Origin of the sequence: Paenibacillus sp. SYP-B3998 (genome assembly GCF_010820665.1) — a bacterium.
GTDB lineage: Bacteria > Bacillota > Bacilli > Paenibacillales > NBRC-103111 > Paenibacillus_E.
Window position 1 is genome coordinate 947,676 of record NZ_JAAIKC010000001.1, and the last position, 22,957, is coordinate 970,632.

Annotated in this window: 19 protein-coding genes; 18 read left to right on the forward strand and 1 reads right to left on the reverse strand. The window is 46.3% G+C overall.

Annotated elements, in window-relative coordinates:
* Positions 1-24 precede the first annotated feature (24 nt).
* The 15 genes from GK047_RS04205 (at position 25) to GK047_RS04275 (ending at position 16,230) form a co-directional block, all read left to right on the forward strand.
* Positions 25-525 carry a YpuI family protein gene (locus GK047_RS04205; protein ID WP_163941600.1) on the forward strand — a complete coding sequence of 167 codons (501 nt, stop codon included), beginning with the start codon at positions 25-27 and terminating at the stop codon, positions 523-525.
* A gap of 82 nt (positions 526-607) precedes the next feature.
* Positions 608-1,702, forward strand: coding sequence for a glycoside hydrolase family 15 protein (locus GK047_RS04210; protein ID WP_163941604.1), 1,095 nt, complete (start codon positions 608-610; stop codon positions 1,700-1,702).
* A 48-nt stretch (positions 1,703-1,750) separates the two neighbouring features.
* Positions 1,751-1,966 carry a DUF1540 domain-containing protein gene (locus tag GK047_RS04215; protein WP_163941606.1) on the forward strand — a complete coding sequence of 72 codons (216 nt, stop codon included), beginning with the start codon at positions 1,751-1,753 and terminating at the stop codon, positions 1,964-1,966.
* Positions 1,967-1,989: 23 nt separating this feature from the next.
* On the forward strand, positions 1,990-2,424 hold the full coding sequence (locus GK047_RS04220; RefSeq protein WP_163941609.1) for a hypothetical protein: 435 nt from the start codon (positions 1,990-1,992) through the stop codon (positions 2,422-2,424).
* A 339-nt stretch (positions 2,425-2,763) separates the two neighbouring features.
* Entirely contained in the window at positions 2,764-4,056 is a 1,293-nt protein-coding gene (locus tag GK047_RS04225; RefSeq protein WP_163943630.1) for a hemolysin family protein, read from the forward strand.
* A 91-nt stretch (positions 4,057-4,147) separates the two neighbouring features.
* Positions 4,148-4,891 carry a lytic transglycosylase domain-containing protein gene (locus tag GK047_RS04230; protein WP_346010280.1) on the forward strand — a complete coding sequence of 248 codons (744 nt, stop codon included), beginning with the start codon at positions 4,148-4,150 and terminating at the stop codon, positions 4,889-4,891.
* Between the two features lie 151 nt (positions 4,892-5,042).
* Positions 5,043-6,221 (forward strand): cysteine desulfurase family protein, encoded by a 1,179-nt coding sequence (locus GK047_RS04235; RefSeq protein WP_163941612.1) that lies wholly within the window; start codon positions 5,043-5,045, stop codon positions 6,219-6,221.
* Entirely contained in the window at positions 6,218-7,426 is a 1,209-nt protein-coding gene (thiI, locus tag GK047_RS04240; protein WP_163941616.1) for a tRNA uracil 4-sulfurtransferase ThiI, read from the forward strand. The genes GK047_RS04235 and thiI overlap by 4 nt, the downstream gene beginning before the upstream one ends.
* A 58-nt stretch (positions 7,427-7,484) precedes the next feature.
* A complete protein-coding gene (locus GK047_RS04245; protein ID WP_163941619.1) occupies positions 7,485-8,165 on the forward strand; it encodes a TerC family protein in 681 nt (226 codons plus the stop codon).
* A gap of 162 nt (positions 8,166-8,327) precedes the next feature.
* Positions 8,328-10,748 carry a DUF7408 domain-containing protein gene (locus GK047_RS04250; RefSeq protein ID WP_163941623.1) on the forward strand — a complete coding sequence of 807 codons (2,421 nt, stop codon included), beginning with the start codon at positions 8,328-8,330 and terminating at the stop codon, positions 10,746-10,748.
* Positions 10,745-11,698 (forward strand): ABC transporter ATP-binding protein, encoded by a 954-nt coding sequence (locus GK047_RS04255; protein WP_163941627.1) that lies wholly within the window; start codon positions 10,745-10,747, stop codon positions 11,696-11,698. The genes GK047_RS04250 and GK047_RS04255 overlap by 4 nt, the downstream gene beginning before the upstream one ends.
* A complete protein-coding gene (locus GK047_RS04260; RefSeq protein ID WP_163941629.1) occupies positions 11,673-12,515 on the forward strand; it encodes an ABC transporter permease in 843 nt (280 codons plus the stop codon). Before GK047_RS04255 ends, GK047_RS04260 begins: the two co-directional genes overlap by 26 nt.
* Positions 12,516-12,572: 57 nt before the next feature.
* On the forward strand, positions 12,573-14,285 hold the full coding sequence (locus tag GK047_RS30095; protein ID WP_163941632.1) for a hypothetical protein: 1,713 nt from the start codon (positions 12,573-12,575) through the stop codon (positions 14,283-14,285).
* Between the two features lie 47 nt (positions 14,286-14,332).
* Entirely contained in the window at positions 14,333-15,322 is a 990-nt protein-coding gene (locus GK047_RS04270) for an AAA family ATPase (protein WP_163941636.1), read from the forward strand.
* The gene (locus GK047_RS04275) at positions 15,319-16,230 is read left to right on the forward strand and encodes a DUF58 domain-containing protein (protein WP_163941639.1); all 912 of its coding nucleotides are present in this window, start codon (positions 15,319-15,321) and stop codon (positions 16,228-16,230) included. Before GK047_RS04270 ends, GK047_RS04275 begins: the two co-directional genes overlap by 4 nt.
* 24 nt (positions 16,231-16,254) lie before the next feature.
* Here the strand turns inward: GK047_RS04275 and GK047_RS04280 are convergent, their stop codons facing one another.
* A complete protein-coding gene (locus GK047_RS04280; protein ID WP_163941642.1) occupies positions 16,255-17,466 on the reverse strand; it encodes an MFS transporter in 1,212 nt (403 codons plus the stop codon).
* Between the two features lie 129 nt (positions 17,467-17,595).
* On the opposite strand from GK047_RS04280, the gene GK047_RS04285 reads away from it, so the two are divergent.
* The 3 genes from GK047_RS04285 (at position 17,596) to GK047_RS04295 (ending at position 22,937) form a co-directional block, all read left to right on the forward strand.
* On the forward strand, positions 17,596-19,488 hold the full coding sequence (locus tag GK047_RS04285; protein ID WP_163941643.1) for a vWA domain-containing protein: 1,893 nt from the start codon (positions 17,596-17,598) through the stop codon (positions 19,486-19,488).
* Positions 19,472-22,348, forward strand: a complete 2,877-nt coding sequence (locus tag GK047_RS30305; RefSeq protein WP_163941647.1) for a VWA domain-containing protein — start codon at positions 19,472-19,474, stop codon at positions 22,346-22,348. The genes GK047_RS04285 and GK047_RS30305 overlap by 17 nt, the downstream gene beginning before the upstream one ends.
* Before the next feature lie 106 nt (positions 22,349-22,454).
* Complete coding sequence (locus tag GK047_RS04295; protein ID WP_163941649.1) at positions 22,455-22,937, forward strand: hypothetical protein; 483 nt, start codon at positions 22,455-22,457, stop codon at positions 22,935-22,937.
* The last annotated feature ends 20 nt before the right edge of the window (positions 22,938-22,957 follow it).

Below are 22,957 nucleotides of genomic sequence, written 5' to 3' on the forward strand. Positions count from 1 at the left end.
CGCAATTAGAGGAGGTCTTCATGTATGGCTGTTTTCAATGTTAAAAATATTTGTGATTCTACCCGTACAAAATTAAAAGAGACAACTGCCAAAATGGAGCTGTTTCTGAATCAAAACTCACTTACTCAGTTAAACGTGGAAAATGATCCGGCAATGGATGAGTTCTACCGCGGTTACCTGCAAGATACTCGCCATCTGCTTGTATTTTGTGAAGTCACATACGAGAAATTGGGCGTTTGCTTGAGACGTCCTACTTTTAATGTGGATTTTTCTGAAAAAGTGCTTTATGAAGTGTATCATACATGCGTAAATACATTTTTCTACCCTAAAAACGAATGTTATTCCGAAGATGGCCGTTATGCCTATACAGGACAAGATGCTATTCGTTTCCGTAAAAAACCTTCACGCGAAGTGCGAGATCTAACGATCGAGCTTTCCAAAGTGTTTGAGGAACTACGCGAAGATTTGGCATATTATGAAACCGATTATATTACTCAACGCCGTATGCAGGGCGAAAAGGTATAACAACTTCAATTCATACACAAAATGACAAACAAGGGATGCGACCTATACCGCATCCCTTTTCTATTAGGAGGTGTTCAGGATCATGGATCGAGATCAATTGGTTGCAAGCAGTATCTCCATTATTAGTCTGAATCAACATCCGCGAGGGGGTTATGTGGCTTCCCCCTTATTTGCGCCTTATACATATAGTTGGTTAAGAGACGGCACTTTTATTGCTTATGCGATGGATCAAGTTGGTGAGACAGACAGCGCGGAGCAGTTCTATCGCTGGATACATTATGCACTTAAGGATAAGCGAAGCATCGTAGATGATCTTATCGGTAAGCATGAGCGCAAGGAATGGATCGATCGTTCTGAATTTATGGGGACTCGTTATCATTTGGATGGTCGAGACGATCGTTCGGAGTGGGGGCATTTTCAATTAGATGGCTATGGCGCTTGGCTGTGGGGGATAGTGGAGCATATTCGTGCAACAGGAAATTACGCGATTCTTGAGGAACTTCGCGAAAGTGTCGAGATCACGGTTGATTATTTGATGATATTCTGGCACTATCCTAATTTTGATTGCTGGGAAGAATTCCCTGAATTCGTTCATCCAGCTACGCTTGCATGCGTGTATGGTGGATTAAAAGCTTTGGGCGAGTTGGAGAATCGTGCTGTTTTGCTTGAAAAGGCGGAGCAGATACGTCAGTTTATTATGGATCATGCCATTAAGGACGGTCGCTTTGTCAAGTCGATTCAGTGCGTGAATGAGAACTGGCAGCCTGCGCTTCCTGGCGTTGATGCAAGTTTACTTTGGCTCGCAGTTCCATTTGGCGTGTGTGTTCCTACGGATCCCATTATGCAGCAAACCGTATCCGAAATCGAGCGGGAACTCAAGCAAGGGGGCATACAAAGATACGAAGCTGATGTCTACTACGGTGGCGGCGAGTGGCTTCTATTGACCGCTTGGTACGGCTGGTTCAAAGCAGAGGCTGGCGATCAAGATGAGGCGCGTCGCTGTTTAACATGGATAATCAGCAAAGCGGATGCATTAGGAAGGCTTCCTGAGCAAGTCGGCGATGTAGTTCGGAATCCTGCTGCTCGCGAGGAATGGATTGCCAAATGGGGAGAACCTGCTCTGCCGCTGCTTTGGTCACAAGCGATGTTTTTGGTGCTATCTAACAAATTGAAATAAGGATAGCTCCCCCTAACGACGGGTAAATTGTAAATGGGGGTGATTCTTATGCCGGATGTCAAATGTGCAGTTGCCAATTGCGAATATTGGACGCAAGGCAATCGTTGCAACGCGAATTCCATTATGATCGAAGTAGATCAGCACGCTACTGCCAATTACAAAGAGGAATTTGCTGGAGAATCGTTTGGGAGCGACCATCAAGATGCGGCTAATAAAGCTGCGAGTACATGCTGCCATACCTTTGAGTTCAAGAAAAGTAAATAGTTTTAAAACATCGCGGAGGCAATATGAAAAATGACGATGTCCCTATCGACAAAATGACGAAGGAACGCTTTCAGCAGGATCAACTCCGTATAGAGAGCGGGTTGGGTCACAAGGAAGAATACGCAGCTGAGATTGCCTCTCCGATGCGTAGGATCACCTACGCAGATCAATATAAGGCTGTGAAAGCGGAGAGAAGTGAGGCTCGATCTGAAACTGTACAAGATGAAGAGATAGAGGAGTTAGTTGCAGCTGTAACTCGCAATAAAGCGGTTGGCTATATGGCCTTGTTTGTTGCGTTAGCTGCTCTTTTTGTGTGGCCTGTACTGTTGGGGGTCTCTGGTATTATTTTAGGTATTATTGCATTCTTTTATGGAAACAAAGCGTTGGGAACTTGGTCTATTGCACTTGGTTTCATCGCCGTTGCTGCTTATTTTTTATTAGTTCCCTTTTATGCGTAACCAGAATTAGAGCAAGCCGAGCGATCGGCTTGTTTCTTTTTATTTGAGGATGAAAAATCGGATTATTCGGGTTTCAGAAGGTTTATTGGCGGGTAAGGTACCATTGTTGGTGATTATCTACCCCTATGCTTCCGTTTGCTCGTACTTTTTGACTTCAGGAGTCATAAACGCACCTTTGAATGCTTACAGTATTATTATATAATAAAAAGTGATATTTCAATTTTAAATTGACTTTTAAGGGAGGTGTACCTACTCTCCTTGGTGCGCATATGCACTTTAGAGGGGATAGGTAAGGTATTGGATGATCCTTTACCCGCAACGTTGATTAGTTTCTTATTAATGCTTGGTTTGGTGTTGTTAAACGCATTTTTCGTGGCTGCTGAATTCGCAATGGTTAAAGTAAGAGGCAGTCGAATCGATACACTGGCGGAAGAAGGCCACCGGAATGCGAAATTTGCCAAAGGCATTATCAATAATCTCGATGCATATTTATCTGCTTGTCAGCTAGGCATTACACTTACTTCGCTCGGATTGGGTTATGTCGGCGAACCGACATTCGCCAAAATTTTAGAACCGATCCTCGGTCCCTTGCATTTACCGGATTCGGTGTTTCACACTATTACATTTTTTATTGCTTTCTCGCTTATGACTGCACTGCATATTACGTTAGGCGAGCAATTCCCTAAAACATATGCTATCCGGAAAGCAGAGCAAGTGACCTTATTGGCCTCAGGTCCGATGATCATCTTTTACAAAATTATGTATCCTTTCATTTGGATATTGAACGGAATTTCCAACTGGATGCTGCGGCGTGCCGGGATCGAACCTACGACCGAGCATGAAATAGCGCACACCGAGGATGAGATCAGAGTCCTTATGAAAGAAAGCCACAAAAGTGGTCATATCGATAACACAGAGCTTACGCTTGTTGATAATATATTTGACTTCGCAGAGACCACAGCCAGAGAAATTATGATTCCTCGAACGGAAATGGAATGTCTGTATGCAGGGCTATCCTACGCGGAAAATCTTGCCATTGCGATTAAAGAAATGCGCACGCGGTTCCCTGTTTGCGATCCCGATAAAGATAATATTATTGGATTCGTCCATATTAAGGATCTCTTAAAGCCGGATGCGAACCTTAAAGGTATTAAAAAAATTATTCGACCGATTACAACGGTCCCGGACTCCATTCATATTAGTGATTTGCTTAAAATTATGCAGAAGCGTAAAAGTCAAATGGCACTGCTCATTGATGAATACGGTGGAACTTCTGGTTTGGTGACGCTTGAAGACATTATGGAAGAGATTGTTGGGGAAATTCAAGATGAATTTGATGAGGAACGTCCAACGATTGAAATCAAAGATGACTTCACGTTTTCCATCGACGGTTTGTTGTTGATTGATGAAGTAAACGAATATTTTGGGATTGATATTGAATCTAATGACTACGATACGATTGGCGGATGGATTTATTCGCAAACCGAAATTTCTCCGATAAAGAACCAACAAGTTATGTATAATGATGAATTACTATTCATTGTCGAAGAAACCGATCATTTACGCATTTCACGTGTAATGGTACGTAAACTATCTGAACAAAATGAGCTATTGCAGCAAAACATCTCTTGAAAGAATGAAGGAACAGTCTAAGGGCTGTTCCTTTTTTTTAGTATGCCGATCCTATTTATTAAAATTGGGGATGGTCGTAGGGGCTCAAAACGTGTACAATGAAAGCAACAACTATGGACAGAAACGAGGTCTCAGGATGAACAGCATCGATCCTAGAGTTATGAAAGAACTGCTGCAGCTTCAACTGCTGAATAAGATGAGCTTGATATCAGGCGATTCGTCGACATCAAGCTCTGATGGCTCGGGAGACTTCAGCGCTCTTTTGGAGACTGTGATGGGACAAGCTTCGGGCAATAGCAGCCAGGGTCAAGACCCGTTATCCACATTACTTGGCAAGACGAGCAGCATGGTGCCAAATTCACTCGGTGCATTGAATAAAGCATATACCCCATTGCAATCAGTTAGCAAAGCCACTGCTACCTCACAGTACGATGATGTTATTCAAGCAGCTAGCAATCGCTACGGCGTTGATACATCACTTGTTAAGGCCGTTATTCAGCAAGAGTCGGATTTCAATCATCAAGCGGTATCAACAGCAGGTGCGAAAGGCCTGATGCAGCTTATGGATGGAACAGGAAGCGGCTTTGGTGTGACGAACCCTTTTGATCCGAAACAAAATGTGGATGCCGGGACGCACTTTCTAAGTAATCTCATGAAGAAGTACAATGGGAATGAAGGGGTTGCGCTCGCTGCGTATAATGCAGGACCTAACCGTGTAGATCGATTAGGAATCCAAAACGATCAGGATTTGGCGAACAAGCTTCATTTATTACCCAAAGAGACACAAGCTTATGTAAACAAAGTACTCGGGTACAAAACGAGTTTTACCTTATAAAACAAGTTGTAGAAGGCTGATGTCCGTCTGAAAGCGGATATCGGCTTTTTATGTTGTTGGCTGAAATACTTGAGTTAATCTCTATTTTAAGTTTTAATGATGAAAGGAATCGAATCCGGTTAGGATGTAACTAAAGGGGAATGAATGAGGTATGCTTTATCTGGATTATGCGGCAACGACGCCACTTTACGATGAAGTGATTGGGGCTGTTACGGAAGTGATGAGGTTGCACTATGGCAACCCTTCATCCATTCATCGGTTGGGTATGCAGGCTGAGAAGCTAGTGCAAAACTCAAAAGAAGTGTTGGCTGGGGCTTTGGGCGTGTCGCCGAATGAAATCATTTTTACGTCCTGTGGGACAGAAAGCAACAATCTAGCCATAAAAGGCACGGCGTATAGCTATCGGAATCGCGGAAATCATTTGATCACAACACAAATTGAGCATCCATCTGTTCGAGAAGTGTTCCGACAGTTAGAAGCAGAAGGGTTTCGTGTTACTTATTTGCCCGTTGACAGTAGAGGCATTGTGCAGATAGAAGCTCTGCGAGAGGCATTAAGCGATGAAACGATACTGGTAAGTGTGATGTATGTCAATAACGAAGTTGGCAGCATACAGCCGATTTGTGAAATTGGGGAAATTCTGGCGAATTACTCGAAGATTATATTCCACGTTGATGCTGTACAAGCCATCGGGAAGTTGCCGTTTCAACCACAGCAGTGGCGGGTAGATCTATGTAGCGCTTCCGCACATAAATTTCGCGGTCCCAAAGGTACTGGTTTCTTGTATCGACGACAAGGCGTACAGCTGCAGCCTTTGCTTGCAGGAGGAGGTCAAGAATATGGGGTACGGTCAGGTACGGAAAACGTCCCTCTCCTCGTAGGCATGGCTAAAGCATTAAGGCTCTCAATGGAGAATCTTAAGACGAAGACGGAGAGACTCTACGCCGTTAGACGACGTATTGTTGAAGGGATTGCTTCTATCCCGGAGCTAACGATTTCAGGTTCTGAGCGTGAACATGAGATGGCCCCGCATATTGTTCATTTTGCATTTGCCGGTATGAAGGCGGAAGTTGTCGTGCATGCTTTAGAGCAGAGAAATATTTATATATCTACGAAATCGGCTTGCGCTTCTGATGCTGCTGACCCCAGCGAGGTCATGCTGGCGATGGGCTGCAGCAGGCAAAGCGCGTTGAGTGGATTACGCGTCAGCTTCTCAGACGAGCAAACAGAAGCAGATGCAGATCGATTTATAACAGCGTTACGGCAAGTTGTGAATGAGCTTGTCCCATTGTTAGTCGTGCCATCAGTCAGAAGGGGGAAGCGAAGATGAAGCCAGATTGTATGATTTTACGATTAGGAGAATTAACGCTGAAAGGAAGAAATCGCAAGCGTTTCGAGAAAAGCGTCCTTAATCAAATTAAAAAAGTATTAGCCGCATTTCCGAATATGAGGTATATTCCTGAGTATGGCCGCGTATATGTGGAGCTAGGGGGAGCTCCTTATGAGGAGGTCTCGGTGGCGCTGCTCAAAGTTTTTGGACTGGCTTCCTTTAGTCCTGCGTACCACACTGAGCTTACGCTGGAAACTATACAGGAGCGGGCATTGACGATGATGCAAGATTTGCCTCAGCAACCAGCTACGTTTAAAGTGAGTGTTCGTAGAGTGAATAAATCATTTCCTCATGACTCGCAGCGGATGAATTATTTGGTTGGTGGCTATGTGCTGCAAGCTTGCCCAGGGCTTCAGGTGGATGTTCGCAATCCGGAGATGGAACTGCGAGTTGAACTTCGCGAGGAAAAAGCTCTTCTGTATGTAGAGGTCATGGAAGGCGCTGGGGGATTTCCGCTTGGTACAAGTGGGAGAGCGCTTCTGCTGTTGTCGGGAGGAATCGATAGTCCTGTAGCTGGTTGGTTAGCTATGCGTAAAGGGCTTGAACTTGAAGCCATTCACTTTTATAGCTACCCATATACAAGCGAACGAGCCAAAGAGAAGGTTATCGAGCTAGCCAAACAGCTTGCCGGCTACACAAGCTCAATTAGACTTCATCTGGTTCCGTTCACAGAGGTGCAAACATCGATTCATCGTGCGTATCAAGATAATTTATTGGTCACACTAATTCGAAGAGCCATGTATCGTATTGCGGAGAAAGTGGCCGATCGCGAAGGTCTAGAGGCATTGGTATCAGGAGAAAGCTTGGGGCAGGTTGCAAGCCAAACACTGCCTAGCTTGAATGTGATTGGCCGTGTTGTTACAATACCGATTTTGCAACCGCTGATTATGATGGACAAGCAAGAAATTGTTCGAACTGCTGAAAAAATAGGCACGTTTCCTATCTCGATCTTGCCTTATGAGGATTGCTGTTCGTTGTTTTTACCGCCATCTCCAAGCACGAATCCAAACCTTCGTATGGTAGAAAAGCTAGAAAATAGCATGGCTTTCTTACCAGAATTGATTGAACAAGCCGTGCAGCAAACGGAGACGATAGAAATTGTTCATGATCGGGAAAAAGCAAACGTCGAGCAGCACTTGTTCTAAAAAAAGTTATTGAAGCTGTGCGAAGCGTTTAAAAGTATGCCAGTGGAGGTTGAGAATAATGGTAGATGCGCTAATTTTATTTTTGCAAATTATGTTGATTAATATTGTGTTAAGCGGAGATAACGCGGTGGTCATAGCCTTAGCAAGTAAGAATCTTCCGCTGGCAGAGCGCAAAAGGGCAATCTGGTGGGGGGCCTTTGGGGCAATTGCCCTACGTTTAGTTCTCACACTAGTAGCCGTTAGTCTCTTGGATATTCCTTATATCCAAGCTGGAGGCTCGATCTTGTTGTTCTGGATTGCGATCAAACTGCTTACGGATGACGACAGTCATTCTAATGTGAAGGAAGCTTCTACACTAGGCAAGGCCATTTGGACAATTATTGTTGCGGATTTTGTTATGAGTCTAGATAATGTACTGGCTATTGCTGCCAAAGGTAATGGGAACAATACCGTTATAATTTTAGGAATTGGGCTAAGTATCCCGATCATCATTTGGGGAAGCACCCTGATAATGAACTTATTGAACAAATATCCGATACTGATCTATATCGGCTCAGGCATATTAGGCTATACAGCCGGGGAAATGTTCGTCAAGGACGAGAAAATGATTGATTGGTTCTTAATGGACTACGAATTCTTACATGTTGTGATCCCAATAGCTACTACTGTATTGGTTGTTGCCATTGGATTAACAGTTAAATGGGCACGTGCTTTCAAATTGAGAACGAGGAACGAATAGATAGTTAAAAACCATCAAAGCTGAGCATTGTCAGCTTGATGGTTTTTTTTGTTTTTACTTGATCTTGAAATTTGCTTTAAACGGCTGCTCACCCGATTGAAACTTTTTTCCAATTTTGACGTCTAGAAAGGTATATAGAAAGAAATGAAGGGAGCATATCGTGTGAAATTAGGTTGTAAAAGGGGACAATCCTTTTGGATTATTAGCTTTATTGGGTGTATGCTGCTTACTGCACTTGCGCAGGTACTTCCTTTAAGTACAGGGCTGGCGTATGCGGAACAAGCAACAATTGAAATTCAGTCGGAAGTTGGATTTGGAGCCTCTAATGTGAAACAAGGCAGCGTGGCTCCTGCCACGATTACCCTTAAGAATACAGGAGCGAGTGTATCGGGTGATTTGGTCATACAAATTGGAAATCCAGATGGTAAGGATTTCAGTTATGCCCAGCATGTAGAGCTTCCGCAGGGAAGCACCAAAGTCATTAAGATGAGCTTGCCGAGCTATGCGTATTCAAAAGATAATAATAGTCTTTCTTTCTATGAAAATTCAGTCCAAAGCGGTAAGAAACTTTCCTTGTTGGGAAATACGTATTTGGAAGCGTTCTTTATGTCCAAAGACATTGTACAGGTCGGGGTGCTAGCCCCGGATGTTGATACGTTGAATTTTCTTGCGCTTCTAAGCCAATTCGGAAAAAAAGTGAATGTCCTGCACCTCAAGCAGCCTGACATTTCTGAATCTGCCATGGGATTGGATATGCTAGATGTGTTGGTGCTAAACGACTTCGCGTCCGATACACTAACACACAAGCAAGTTGAGGCTATTCAAGTATGGACGAAACGTGGAGGTACGCTTATTTTGGGAGGAGGCGCTGGCTACGCCAAAACGGCAGCACCCTTTGCTAAGGATGCACCTGTCGTGTACCAAGGGACATTATCTGTACAAGAGCTTCCAGAAATGGCGAAAACAGGTGAGAAGGAACTGAAGCTTTCACAGCCTTTCACCATTTCGCAGGGACAACTCACTCAAGGCGCTGAATCGCTAATTGTTGAAGATGACCTTCCTATTTATGCAAGAAAAGCTTATGGGATGGGGTTTATCGTTTATGTGGCCTATGATCTATCTCTGAACCCAATCGCTTCTTGGAATGGGAACCCAAGACTGTGGGAAAGAATGCTTGCTTCCCCCTTAGATACGGCAAGTGCGATTACGGGGAATCAGATGAGATACGGAACTGATCCGTATTGGGAAATGGCTCGCGCTTTAGAGTATTTCCCGACTTTGCAATCGCCGAAACTTGCTGGATTAGCTTGGGTGCTGTTGTTGTATGCAGTTACCGTTGCTCCACTGCTCTACTTCATCCTTCGTCGATTGGATCGAAGAGAATGGGCCTGGGTACTTATTCCCCTTCTCTCCCTTGTGACGAGTATCGGTATTTTTCAGTTTAGTGCGACGAATCGCGGAAATATGATGGCTCAAGCTTTGCATACGATTGAACTGGATGGTTCGGGTTCTGGCGTCAAGCACTCCGCACTGTCTGTTTTCCTGCCCAAGGGTGGGAGTTTGGAACTGCCTTTTACTCCTGGTGAGGTGGTTCGTCCCTTCATGAGAAGCGAAAACTATTCGATGCAGCAGTTGAACAAGGCTACTGAACTTGTTATTCGTCCACTTGAAGAAGGGGCCAAGGTTCGTTTGCAAAATATACCGTATTCTTCTCTGAGTAAAATGGTAGTGGATGAAGAAAAGCCAGTTTCAATCGGAAAGTTGGATTATAAGATAACGATGATGATGGGGAATGCGGCAAAGGGTGAAGTGACGAACAATACAAAAAAAGATCTCGTAGATGCAGCAGTTTTAGTGAATCAATCTTATATCAATCTTGGCAGCTTAAAAGCAGGGGATTCTGTAAGCTTTGATACTTCAAATGGGATTGGCGTGAACGATTATCAAGGTGTGGCAAATTCAGCATTTCCGGATACGTCACAGCGGGGAATCGATCTTAAGTTTCACCAGCGAACTATATTAAGCTCTTATTTATTTGCGAAAGCCAGGTTAACGGGTGGTTTTGAACCGATGATCATGGGGTGGGTTAAGGAGCAAACGCCAATGATGCTAGCCAACGGTAAGAAACTACCGACGGAACAGTTAACGCTATTCGTTCAAAATATGAAAATTAATTATGTTTCCAGTGATGGGAAAATAGCTATTCCTAGTGCTTTATTGTTTCCAGAGTTAGTGGATAATCATTTGAAAATGAGTGCATTTAATTTCAGGAATGACACTCATATGGAGATCGGTAGCGGTGACGTCACATTCGAATATCGCTTGCCAGTCATTCCTAAGGCTGTCTATCAAACCATGAGTATGCAAAGTGAATCGAATAAAGATGTGACCTTTGAAATATGGAATGGACAATCCCAATCTTGGGAGGCTCTTGATGTAAAGCCACTAATGAAATGGGAAGGTGACGCTTTGCAATCTTATCTTGTGGAGGGGAAGAAGATTCGATTGAAGGCGGCTACTGCACAAAACAATACGTTACTCCGCATTCCAGCGGTTTCACTTGAAGGGGTGGTGAAGCCATGATTGAACTTACGCAGCTAACCAAAAAATACGGAAATTTCACAGCATTAGATACATTGACGATGCAGATTGATAAAGGCACTGTTTTCGGCTTCGTTGGTCCCAACGGTGCAGGTAAGTCAACGACAATGTCCATTTTAGCAACGTTGTTGAATCCTTCGTCGGGGACGGCGAAGGTCGGGGGTTATGATGTCACGGAGAAGCCCAAGGAAGTTCGTAAACTGATCGGTTATATGCCTGATTTTTTTGGAGTGTACGATAATTTTAAAGCGACGGAGTATTTGGATTTCTATGGAGCAAGTTATGGCATTTCGAGAGCAGACCGTTTGAAGCTCATTCCTCAACTGTTAGACCTCGTTAATTTAACGGAAAAAGCGGATTTCTACGTAGATTCGTTGTCTAGAGGAATGAAGCAGCGGCTTTGTTTAGCAAGATGTTTAGTGCATGAGCCAGAAGTTCTGATTCTCGATGAACCGGCTTCCGGTCTTGATCCGCGAGCGCGTATAGAAATGAGGGAAATCCTCAAAGAACTAAAGGCCATGGGCAAAACGATTATTATCTCATCTCATATCTTGCCTGAGCTTGCGGAAATGGTGGATGAAATTGGGGTTATTGAGTATGGAAAGTTAATCGCTAAAGGCAAAGTAGCGGATATACAGAATCGAATGAAAGCGAATCGCGTGCTGCATGTGCGTGTGGTTGATCATAGGGAAGAAGCTAAAAGATTTCTAGAAGAGCAGCCGCTTGTTACCATGGTGTTTGCAGATGAGAAGGGGATTCATGTTCATTTCAGCGGGAGTGATGCAGAACAGTCTCAGCTTCTTATTCAGCTTGTGCAAAGGGGTTATCAAGTTCTTTCTTTCAGTGAGGCATTGACCAATCTGGAAGATGTATTTTTGGAAATTACCAAAGGGGGTGGAGCGCACGATGAACAGCAAATTAAACTGGATTAATCCTGTGCTGGAAAAAGAGTTTCGCTTGCGCATGCGCTCGATTCGATCACCGCTATCCATATTTGTTTATTTAGTAGCTATCGGACTTTTCGCACTTGGCTTTGCTTACATCAATACAGGAAATCAACCGGGCGGGGCGCTTAGCACAACCAAGAGCAGTGAGCTGTTTTATTTCCTGAGTTGTGCGCAATTAGTGCTCATTGCGTTCATGACACCAGGATTGACTGCTGGCGTCGTAAGTGGTGAACGTGAAAAACAGACCTTAAATATGCTGCTGACGACTCAGCAAAGTTCGGCCACGATTATTTTGAGCAAGCTGCTTTCCTCGTTAAGCTTCATGCTGTTAACTGTAGTCGCTTCTATGCCTCTTTACAGTATTGTTTTTTTGTATGGTGGCGTATCGCCTTGGCAGTTGTTGTACGTTTTTATTTTTTATGTGTTCGTTATGTTTTTGCTCGGAGCTGTGGGAATTTTCTTCTCAACGTTATTGAAAAAAACAGTCGTATCTATCATAGCTACTTATGGGTTTGTCCTATTTATTTTTGGATTCACGGCCCTTGCGGGCATTTTCTTCGGGAAAATCAGCAGTTCAACTAGAAATGAGGAAATACTAGGCTATTTCCTTAGCTTTAATCCTATGGCTGTTTTGTTAAGCATTATGATGCCGGATTTCACGAAGCAATTATTTAGAGGACACACATGGCTGCAAATGTGGCATTTTTTTTTAGGCGGATATACGATTCTTTCTGTTGTCCTGCTCTGGCTTAGCATTCGGTATTTGCGTCCTAGAATGAAACAGAAGAAGTTGAATAATTGAAATTCTGAGCTTGGTTGAAGGATGCTAATTTATAATTTAGAAAGGAGATGTCAGAACGTGAAGCAAGATGAGTTGGATACTTGGATGCATCCCGTACGAAATCGTCTTTGGATGGCGCTGAGTTTGCACTTGCTTGCTTGGGGCGCAATAGTTGGTTTGGCAGCAGCCTCGATGTGGCTGTTACTTGGACGTTTTATTGTGATTCATGGCTATCGATATGGCGCAATGTTCACCTTAATGGGTGTAATTGTCTTAAGTGCAATATGGCTTTTATTTCATCGACCGAATGTAAAAGATGCCGTCAAATTGCTTGATCATAACGGGTTGGATGATCGAGTGTCCACGGCACTTGCTTATCGCGAGAAGACATCACTGTTAGCGGTGCTTCAAAGGCAAGATACGGTTGAGAGGGTATCGCGATTTGTTGCAGCGGAGCTGCGCGTTGTCGTACCTTTAAGAATATCGCGTAAACTGTGGCGGTTGGGCATAGGGGCAATTATTATGTTTGGTCTACTTCTCCTCCTTCCTAATGCGAATGATACAATTCTTGCGAACATGAAAAAAGAACAAGCTTGGGTGCAAGAGCAGCAAAGGCTTGTTGATGAACTTGTGAAAAAAACACAAGTTAAGTCGGCGGCGACTCCGGCTGTAAAACAGATGACAGAAGCTCTGAAAGAGTTGGAGCGTAAGCTCGGACAGTCACCGACGTCTGCTAAAGGACTGGAAGAATTGGAAAAAACGTTGAAAAAGCTGGAAGCGGGATTAAATGAATTGGAGAAACAAAAGCAGCGAGCGGATCAGTTGGCACAGTCGATGCAGCGAACCGAAGCACTTCGTGAACTCGGCAAAACTATGCAGCAAAATCATGCGGGAAGCATTCAAGATGAGGTCGCAAAGCTTGGTATGCGGGTAGAGAAGATGACAACGGAGCAAAAGCAGCAGCTTGCCAGTGAGCTTGAGCGTCTCGCTGACTCAGCCTCTACAGCATCGCCAGCGAAGGAGCAGGAGCCTCGCTCACAGTTTCAGCAAGCCGCGAGCATACTGCGTAGCGGCGGTGACGAGCAGGCTGCTCTCGCCGGACTGCAGGCTGGTCTTACGGCTTCCGCAACTGAGCAGCAAGCACTCGCGGAGCAGCAGGCACAAGCTACGCAAGCCGCCTCGAGGCTAGCCGCAGGCGCGCTGCCCAAGGCTCGTGAGCTAGCTGCGAGCGGAATGAAGCCTAGCGAGGCGTGGGCGCCAAGCGGCCTTGCAGAGCGGCTCGCTTCCGCAGAACCAGCGGGAGCGCCCGGGGCGAGTATGCCACCAGAAGCAAGTGTGTCAGCAGGCTCGGCGAAGCCGCAACCAAGCGGCACCGGAAGTGGCGCTGTTGGTGCAGGGGCCACAGGAGGACCGCCAAGCGGCGGCCATGCTGCAGGCGGGAGCAATGCAGGCAGTGGCGGTGATATGGGGGGAGGCCGTGTAGGCACCGGAAGCGGCGCAGGGGGGACGCAGGGCGGTACGGGTGCGGGAACGCGTGGGCTTGTGACTGCGCCGCGGGAACGCTCAGGCAGCGGCAGTACTTACGCGGATGGTGGGCCCTCACGCGGTAGTGGCGGGGAAGTGAGCCAAGGCGGCTCCGCGCCAGCTATGGACGGAGTGTCACAGCCCTATGAGGATGTTTACGCAGATTACGCAGCGGAGGCGTCCAGTTCTTTGAATCGTTCTGATTTACCACAACATATGCAAAATTTAGTAAGGGATTATTTCTTAGAAATCCAACCGCAACAGTAATCCTTAAAAAGAACTTGAATTTTGCCTCATAGGGAGTGATTGCGGCCATGATCGAATCAGAAGAGCAACTGGCTTCTTGGAGCCTTACGGTCAATCAAATAAAAGAACAAATTGGGCGCGTTATTGTCGGCCAACACGATGTTGTCGAGCAATTGCTGTGGTGTATGTTGGCAGGCGGGCATGCGCTTCTGGAGGGGATACCTGGACTCGGCAAAACGATGCTTGTCAAAACAATTGCCGATACAGTTGATCTCAGTTTTTCGCGTATTCAATTTACACCCGATTTGATGCCGGCTGATATTACGGGAACGAACATTATTCAATTTGGCAAGCAAGGAGACACCTCTTATCGTTTTCAAAAAGGCCCTTTGTTCGGCCATATTGTGCTAGCGGACGAAATAAATCGGGCTACACCGAAGACACAAAGCGCTTTGTTAGAAGCGATGCAGGAGAGAACGGTAACAATCGGTTCTGAAACATACACGCTGCCGTCTCCTTTTTTTGTGCTAGCGACGCAAAACCCGCTAGAGCAGGAAGGAACTTATCCGCTTCCTGAAGCGCAGCTTGATCGATTTATGCTCAAAATCCATGTGACTTATCCGACGAAAGTCGAGTTAAAAGAAATTGTGCTTCGCACTACAACTGCTGTCCAACAGCAGGCTGAGAAAGTAGCGGATGGCGATCTCTTAAGGAACATTCAGCAGGGGCTAAAAGAAATTCTCGTAGCTGAGGACGTGCTTGATTACGCAGTGCAAGTACTTATGAACACGCACCCGGAAGAGTCGACTGCCCCGGACTCTGTCAAGAAATATGTTCGTTTCGGGTCGGGTCCTCGTGGCGTCCAGTCGATGATTGCCGTATCTAAAGTACGAGCTTTCCTTGCCGGACGTTATCATGTTTCAAAGCCGGATATCGCAGAAGCAGCATATCCGGCTTTGCGCCATCGGTTATTTTTAAACTTTGAAGGTCAAGCCATGGGTATTTTACCGGATACGATCATTCAATCTGTCATTCGTTCTATGGAACATGTCCGATGAACGGCAAATCTATTCATTTATTGGAACCGGTTTTCATGCAGCGTTTGGATCAAATGAGTATAGCGTCGAAGAGTCGTATCCGCGGTACCATGCAAGGAAAGCGCCGTTCAAGCGAGTACGGTTCCTCCTTGGATTTTGCCGATTACAGGCTGTACAGCCAAGGGGACGATACGCGTCAGTTGGATTGGCATGCTTATGGAAGGACAGGCAAGCCGTTCGTTAAATTATTTAAGGATGAGCAAGAGCTGCAGGTAAATCTCTGGCTGGACGCCTCTCAATCGATGAACTTCGGCAAAATCGAAGGGGCAACGCCTCTACGCTCAAAGTGGGAATATGCCAGACAACTGGCAGCAGCCATCGGCTACATTTCCTTGTGTCGCTATGACCAAGTGAGTGCCTCAGCTTTCACTACACATATCACAAAGAAGCTGAAGCAGCTAAGAGGCAAGGCAAGCTCTCAGCGATTATTTGAATTTTTAGAGGGGTGCCAAGCAGAAGGAGTTGGCGATGTGGGCGCTGTTTTTTGTAACTCGTCCTTTCTTCCTCGTCAATCGGGAATGACCTGGTTATTTTCCGATTTTTTGTACGATCAGGGTGTGGAAGAGGCATTAGCTTATTTGCTTGCGGCTAAGCAGGAAGTTGTCGCTGTGCAAATTCTTGCCCCTGATGAACTTGTGCCCAAGCTTGCGGGGGAGCTGCGTCTCATTGATAGCGAGTCAGGGGCAGCCAAAGAAGTGGCAATAAGCAGCAGCGTGCTTGAGGCCTACCAAATAGAGATTCAAAAATATACGTCAACACTTCGGACGTTTTGCTATGAGCGAGGCATTACCTACGTGCTTGCGATAACAAATGTGCCCGTAGAGGATGTTCTGTTGAAGGAATTTCGCCGTAGTGGAATAATTCGGTAGCCCTGATTGAAGGCTTCCTCCTTCTTAAGAGGATGCTCGCTGCATAAGGTGGACACCTCGTTTTGCTTGCCAGAGGCACCAACCATAAATGAGCAGGAATATGATCATGAGAAGGATAGAAACACGGTACATCACCGCATAGCTCCCGCTGTACGTCGCGATTGCGCCCAAGAGCATAGCGCCTGCGCCAATGCCGAGATCATTGGCAGAGAAGAACGTACCGCTAGCAGCTCCTCTGCGATTCGGGGCTGCCCTGGAAATTGTCCAAGCTTGCAGCGCCGGTTGCAAGGAACCAAAGCCAACCCCATAGCACAGTGCGGCTACAGCCAAGCTTGCTTCTGAATGGGCGTAAGAAAGAAGCAATAAGCCGCCAATTGTGAAAAATGCACCTGGAAGAAGCACCCATTTGGGTCCCTTTCGATCGAACAACACGCCAGTTACGGGACGTACGATTAACACCATACCGGCATTGCAAAGAAAGAACCATCCAACATTCGAAATGCCGGCTTCACGGCCGAAAAGTGTAATGAACGTGACGATGCCACCATAACATACTGCAGTACAGAGAAGCAGTGCGGAAGGAAGTAGTGCCGAGCGTTCTAGCAAGCGATCGACGAGGTTTGGCTTTTGAGCCGGCTTTTCGAGTGGCAGTGCCTTGGGATAGGAAATAAACAATGAGCTTACGATGGATAAGACGGCAAGACATGTAGAAAGTAGAAGCACACGGGGGAAGCCGTATTTTTGCATCAGCCATAAGCCCGTTAGGGGTGCCAACGCGAGTGCAAAGGTATTGGACAAACCGTAGTAGCCCATTCCTTCTCCGCGCCGCTGCGCAGGAATGATATCCGCGATAACAGTGCCTAGTGATGTGGTCGACATGCCCCAACCGATACCGTGTACGAAACGAGCTGCGAGAATGAGCGTGATAGCAGCCATATAGGAGTAGCCGGCAATAGTTAGGGCGCAAATTGATAAGCCGACAAGCAGAACGTGCTTTCTGCCGAATCGGTCAAGTGCTTTACCGGCAAATGGTCGCGTCAGCAAGGAAGAAATGGTGAATACCCCAATTACCAAGCCTACCTGAACATCGTTGCCACCTAACTGCGATACATGAGTAGGAATGGTTGGGATCAGCATTTGAAAGCTGAAAAACAATAACAAATTCGACAATGAAGTAAGAAGAAATGTTTTTGTCCAAAGCGGCTTCTGCCGTTTGGAGGCGTTAGAATGTTTCATGAGCCCTCCTTTTTTTGAATATACCTTGAACAAATGTGAAAGAAGCCTTTTTGTGTAGTATGCCCCAGCAAAGGAAATCGAACGCAGGACGCGGCCCGCGTACTCATGTTCAGAAAAAGGTGAGATGATATGCATTTCGCATCGCTTGGCGGGTTGTGGTTTTTGCTTTCATTGCCCTTTATTGTTTTTCTGTACTTGCTAAAGCGCCGTTATGTCGATACGGAAGTATCCAGTCATTTATTATGGCAGCGTGTTCTTCGTGAACAGGAGGCTAATCGGCCGTGGCAAAGTCTGCGCCGTCAGCTCTTATTGTGGTTACAGCTCCTTGCTGCATGCTTATTTGTATTTGCTCTCATGCAGCCCTTCATTCAAACAAAGCCAGTCGCTAAAGCTCATGTTGTCTTCATCCTTGACGCATCGGCTAGTATGATGGCTGCTGATGCGCAGAGCACAAGGTTTGAACAAGCCAAAGCGGCACTTATTGACTATGCGCGTGTGCAGGCTCCTCACAGCCTGTATACGCTTTTAGTCATAAAAGATCAGCCGGAAGTACTTTTAAAAGAGAACAATGATGCCTCGTCTTTGCAGTCGGCGATTAACAAAGTTACCCCCTTTTACGGCAATACTAATTATGAAGAAGCGCTCTCCTTAGCTTCAGCTTTAACAAGAGATGAAACAAATGGGGAAGTCCACATGTTTACAGACTTGCAATGGACGGAGCAGGCAAATGACATGTTTTTCACGGTTCCCTTTACCGTTCATCCGTCTCAGGCGACTCCCGTAATCAATGCAAGCGTTACCCAATTTGGTATTAAAAGTGTGGCTGATAGCTCACGATATCAGGCTGTAGCTGCTTTGAAAAATTGGGGAGGGACACCTGTTTCTCTAAAAACTACAGTTTTCATCGATGGGCAAGCGGCAAAGCAAAATTCGCTAGAACTTCAAGCAGGCGAACAAAAGTCTATGTTTGTAGATGGATTAGCTCAGGGTCTTGTGTACAAAATGCAAATCGACACCATAGATGGTTTGCAAGCGGATAATGCGGCTTATGCATTTCCAGAAGGAAAAGGACGTGTAGAGGCTGCGTATATTGGAGAGGGAAATCTATTTCTGGAAAAGGCGCTTGCCCTGGCCCATGTTGATATGCTTAACATTCAACAAAGTACGGACGGAACCTACCCGCTTCCTCTAGGTCGTCGTCCAGATCTTTTAATTATTGACGGTGTGGAGCCGTCAACCTTGGAAGGCGACGCATGGAAGCGGATTCTAGCCTCGACGCCGGTGTGGCGGTTGGCTTCCGCTCACGAATCTGCAAAGGGTGAGTCGGTTGGGTCGCCGTACACAATCGTCGATCATCCGATTACTCGCTATCTTCGTTTGCAGGACATGCGTGTAATTAGCGCCACGAAGAGAGCATTAAGTTCGTGGGAAAAACCGATCGTATTAGCGGATACACTGCCGTTGATTGCAGCAGGATCTGATGAAGGTATTCCCAAATTAACGTTTGCTTTTTCGCTGCAGCATTCGGATTTTGCTTTGCGTTCAGAGTTCCCTATTCTCGTGAATCAGGCTGTGGATTGGTTAACGCAATCACAAGGGGGTAGCTTAGGGCGATGGATAGCCGGCGAAAGAAAAGAGGTTTCGCTTCATCCTGAAACGGTTAAGGCAGTATGGAAGCGAGAGTCTGAGCTAGCGGAAGAAGTGCCTGCCGAACGAAACGGGGATGGGGTTTCAACGAACCAAGAAGCGCCAGACAAGCCAGGGCTATACCGGTTCATAGAAACGAATAAAGGAGGGAATGTGGTTCAATCCCGATTGCTCGGAGTTTCTATGGATCCAAGAGAATCCAACGTTAACAATAAGGTGGAATTCAAGCCTAATTCAGTCAATAATAAGGCGGATGAAGGTGTTCAATTTAAGCAAGAAATTGTTGAGGTGCCGATCCTGCCTTGGATTATTGTAACGTTGCTAATCTTGCTGCTGCTCGAATGGGAGGTGTATCGGCGTGGGCATACAGTTTGAACGAGGATGGGCGCTGCTACTGCTTATGCCGGTTGTGTTGTATATAGGATGGCTTTGGGTAGGTATGTATAGGCTTCAAGGCTGGCGCAAGAAGCTTGTTGTTGTTCTTCGTACGATGGTGCTCATCTTACTTGTCTTAGCATTGGCAGGGGCTCAATGGTATACACTTATAGATCGGAAGAGTGTCGTTTTTGCAGCAGACCGCTCGGCAAGCGTTAAAGCTGAAAACAATCTTGAGGCTTGGATTGGGAAAGCTGCGCAAGAGCGCGCTCCAGAGGATGAGGTCGGTATCGTTTCGTTAGGCTTGAAGGCTGCGATAGAGAAAGCATTGGACGCACGCGGTTTGGATGCGTTTAAGTTTACCGCGCAGACCAACTCGCAGTTTACTAATCTGGCCTCTGGTTTACAGCTATCTGCTAGTCTTATTCGCAACCAGAAGAGCGGCAGGATCATTTTACTATCCGATGGCGAGGAGAATGCGGGTGACTTCCTGCGTCAAGGAAAACTGCTTCGAGATCAAGGTGTGAAGATTGATGTAGTGCCTCTGGCAGCGAAAGAACGGAAGGATGCTGCCGTCGAAGCTTTGCGAGTTCCAGATAAGCTGTATCAAGCGGAAGCTTACACGTTGGAAGCTGTCATTCGATCAACCTCAGCAAGCTCAGCGCTATTGCGCATATTTGAAGATGATCAAGAGATAACGGCACAGAAGGTTGTTTTGAGCAAAGGAGAGAATCGATTCGCTGTTCAATCACTCGCGAAAGAGCCAGGCTTTCATCGTTATCGAGCAGAAATCTATGTAGAAGGCGACGAACAGTCAGCTAACAATACACACTATGCATTCAGCAAGGTACAAGGCCCGCCAAAGGTGCTTGTTGTTGAAGGGAAGTCAGGCATTTCCAAAAATGTCGAAGCTGCACTCCAGTCGGCGCTCATCTCCTTCGATACGATAACTCCCGAGCTGTTATCAAACGATTTTATAACGTATGTCAGTTATGAAAGTATCGTTATAAATAATGCGGCGGCTACGCAAATCCCGCAAGCGAAGATGGAGATGATCGAGCAGGCTGTCCGCGACTATGGCGTTGGACTTGTTATGTTTGGTGGGGAAGATAGTTACGGCCTAGGCGGTTATTTCAAAACTCCGATTGAACGAGCCTTACCCGTTTATATGGATCTGCGCGGGAAGCGTGAAATACCGTCGCTGGGTATCGTTCTTGTCATGGATAAATCGGGCAGTATGGCTGGAGAAAAAATCAAACTTGCTCAAGAAGCCGCCTCCCGTACAGTAGATTTGCTGCGAGATAAAGATACGATCGGCGTTCTTGGTTTTGACGCTTCGCCTCAGTGGTACGTGGAACCGCAGAAACTAAGCGATAAGGCTGGAGTCCTTGATAAAATAAATGCAATCCCAGCTGATGGCGGAACGGAAATTTATACAGCCGTAGAGCAAGCGTATGAGAAATTATCGCAAGTGGATGCGCAGCGTAAACATATTATTTTACTTACGGATGGTCAGTCTGCAACAAATCAAAGCTACGAGACCTTAACGGCAAGTATGCAAAAGAACAATATCACCATGTCCACGGTTGCCATCGGCACAGATGCGGATCAATATCTGCTAAAGAGGCTGGCGGATCTTGCTAAAGGCCGCTACTATGCAGCAGTGGATCAAACGACAATTCCAGCCATTTTTAGTCGGGAAGCCGTACTGATTTCACGAACGTATATCGTGAATCAACCATTCGTACCAAGTTTTTCTGGCGGTTCCGATTGGAGGAGGTTGCTTGGTCAAGGACTTCCATCTCTTAATGGCTATATCGCTACAACGGTCAAGGAATCGGCGGAAGCCGTGCTTACTAGTCCTGAGCCCGATCCTATTTTTGCACGGTGGCATTATGGCTCCGGGCGGTCTGTCGCTTGGACGAGTGATGTCACAGGCGCTTGGACTGCGAATTGGATCGCATGGCCAGCCTTTTCTCAAATGCTGACACAAATGATCAAGTGGACGTTCCCCCAATTTCAATCCTCTCCAATTGAGCTTAGCAGCCAGCTTGTGGGAAATGATTTGACACTTGAAGCGAAAATGCTCAGCGATCGTGAAAGCCCTGTTGGATATGGTGAGCTGCATGCTGTTGTGACTGATGAGTCTCTGATTCAGCACGAAGTTAATTTCACATCGACAGCGCCTGGTGAATTTTCCGCGCAGCTGTCTGTGGATAAATCTGGCGCATATATGGCGAAGACGGAGCTGTTGGCAGAAGGAAGCGATGTAGGGGGAGAGAAGCGTATCTTAGGAAGCGCTACCTCCGGTTTTGTCATTCCTTATTCACCTGAATATCGGATAACGGATGGACAAGGACTTAACAAGTTGCAGCAGCTTGTTGAGATGACGGGTGGGCGCATGCTTGCTTTGGAGCACCCCGAAGAAGCTTACAACTTCGCTTCTGCGGCAGAGAAGCAATTGACATCTATTGCCGTATATTTGCTGATGGCCGCGTTGATAGTGCTGCTGCTTGATATTGCAGCAAGGCGCATTTCCCTGCCACCTGACACGCTGGCGCGCTTGGCAGCCTTGTTCCGAAGGAGGCGGGCTGCTCTTGCCAGCCCGCCCTCACTTGCAGAGACGCCGCTAGCACGTCTCCACGAGCGCAAGCAGCTTGCAGAGCATAAGCTGCTGCGTAAGGCGGGGCGCCCCGCTGAAGGTGGCGCTACGGTAGTCGCGGCCTCATCTGCGCAGATGAGGCCGCAAGATGAGCAGTCAGCGCCAAGCGCGACTGTTCCCGTACCTGAGGCGGCGAGCGAAGCGATGCCGGACGCGATGAGCCGCCTGCTGGAAGCCAGGCGTCGCAGCCGCAAATAAGCGTAAAAAGCTACCTAGTATTTTTAGGCCAGGTGCGATAAACTACTTGTAAAAGGGTGTCGAAAAAGACACCCAGTTGACAAGTGAATAGGGAGGGATTTTTCGTATGGCTAGAAATAGCTACTCCATTGGCATGCTTTTAATCGGCTTGGCCGTGCTTCTTCTACTCGGCAAGCTAGGTGTTTTTCATTTTCTTGTTTCATTTTTATGGCCGCTTGTTCTTCTCATTCCGGGACTCCTGTTCCACTTTCTGTTCTTTAACCGCACGCTGCCTGCGGGTGTGCTTGTTCCAGGCGGCATTTTATCTACGTACGCGTTAATGTTTTTTTATTGTAATATATTTGGCTGGGGCTCGATGAGCTACTTATGGCCAGGGTTTATTCTTGGGGTAGCCGTTGGTTTATATGAACTGCATTTATTCGATCGGAGTAGTGATCGTGGTGTTCTCATAGGAGCGATGGTTCTGGGAATAATTGCTGCCGTATTTTTTGGCATCACTTTATTGTTCAAGCTTGGTATCTATGTAATCGCTTTGCTGCTTGTTCTAGCTGGGGTTGCAATCATTTTCGGTAAGCCCAAAGCATGGTGAGTGAGAGTCGCGGCACGTAA

Excerpts from the sequence above, each read along its gene's own strand:
- GK047_RS04205 (WP_163941600.1), top strand. The coding sequence starts at position 25 with ATGGCTGTTTTCAATGTTAAAAATATTTGTGATTCTACCCGTACAAAA.
- GK047_RS04210 (WP_163941604.1), top strand. The coding sequence starts at position 608 with ATGGATCGAGATCAATTGGTTGCAAGCAGTATCTCCATTATTAGTCTG.
- GK047_RS04215 (WP_163941606.1), top strand. The coding sequence starts at position 1,751 with ATGCCGGATGTCAAATGTGCAGTTGCCAATTGCGAATATTGGACGCAA.
- GK047_RS04220 (WP_163941609.1), top strand. The coding sequence starts at position 1,990 with ATGAAAAATGACGATGTCCCTATCGACAAAATGACGAAGGAACGCTTT.
- GK047_RS04225 (WP_163943630.1), top strand. The coding sequence starts at position 2,764 with ATGCTTGGTTTGGTGTTGTTAAACGCATTTTTCGTGGCTGCTGAATTC.
- GK047_RS04235 (WP_163941612.1), top strand. The coding sequence starts at position 5,043 with ATGCTTTATCTGGATTATGCGGCAACGACGCCACTTTACGATGAAGTG.
- thiI (WP_163941616.1), top strand. The coding sequence starts at position 6,218 with ATGAAGCCAGATTGTATGATTTTACGATTAGGAGAATTAACGCTGAAA.
- GK047_RS04245 (WP_163941619.1), top strand. The coding sequence starts at position 7,485 with ATGGTAGATGCGCTAATTTTATTTTTGCAAATTATGTTGATTAATATT.
- GK047_RS04255 (WP_163941627.1), top strand. The coding sequence starts at position 10,745 with ATGATTGAACTTACGCAGCTAACCAAAAAATACGGAAATTTCACAGCA.
- GK047_RS04260 (WP_163941629.1), top strand. The coding sequence starts at position 11,673 with ATGAACAGCAAATTAAACTGGATTAATCCTGTGCTGGAAAAAGAGTTT.
- GK047_RS04270 (WP_163941636.1), top strand. The coding sequence starts at position 14,333 with ATGATCGAATCAGAAGAGCAACTGGCTTCTTGGAGCCTTACGGTCAAT.
- GK047_RS04275 (WP_163941639.1), top strand. The coding sequence starts at position 15,319 with ATGAACGGCAAATCTATTCATTTATTGGAACCGGTTTTCATGCAGCGT.
- GK047_RS04280 (WP_163941642.1), bottom strand. The coding sequence starts at position 17,466 with ATGAAACATTCTAACGCCTCCAAACGGCAGAAGCCGCTTTGGACAAAA.
- GK047_RS04285 (WP_163941643.1), top strand. The coding sequence starts at position 17,596 with ATGCATTTCGCATCGCTTGGCGGGTTGTGGTTTTTGCTTTCATTGCCC.
- GK047_RS04295 (WP_163941649.1), top strand. The coding sequence starts at position 22,455 with ATGGCTAGAAATAGCTACTCCATTGGCATGCTTTTAATCGGCTTGGCC.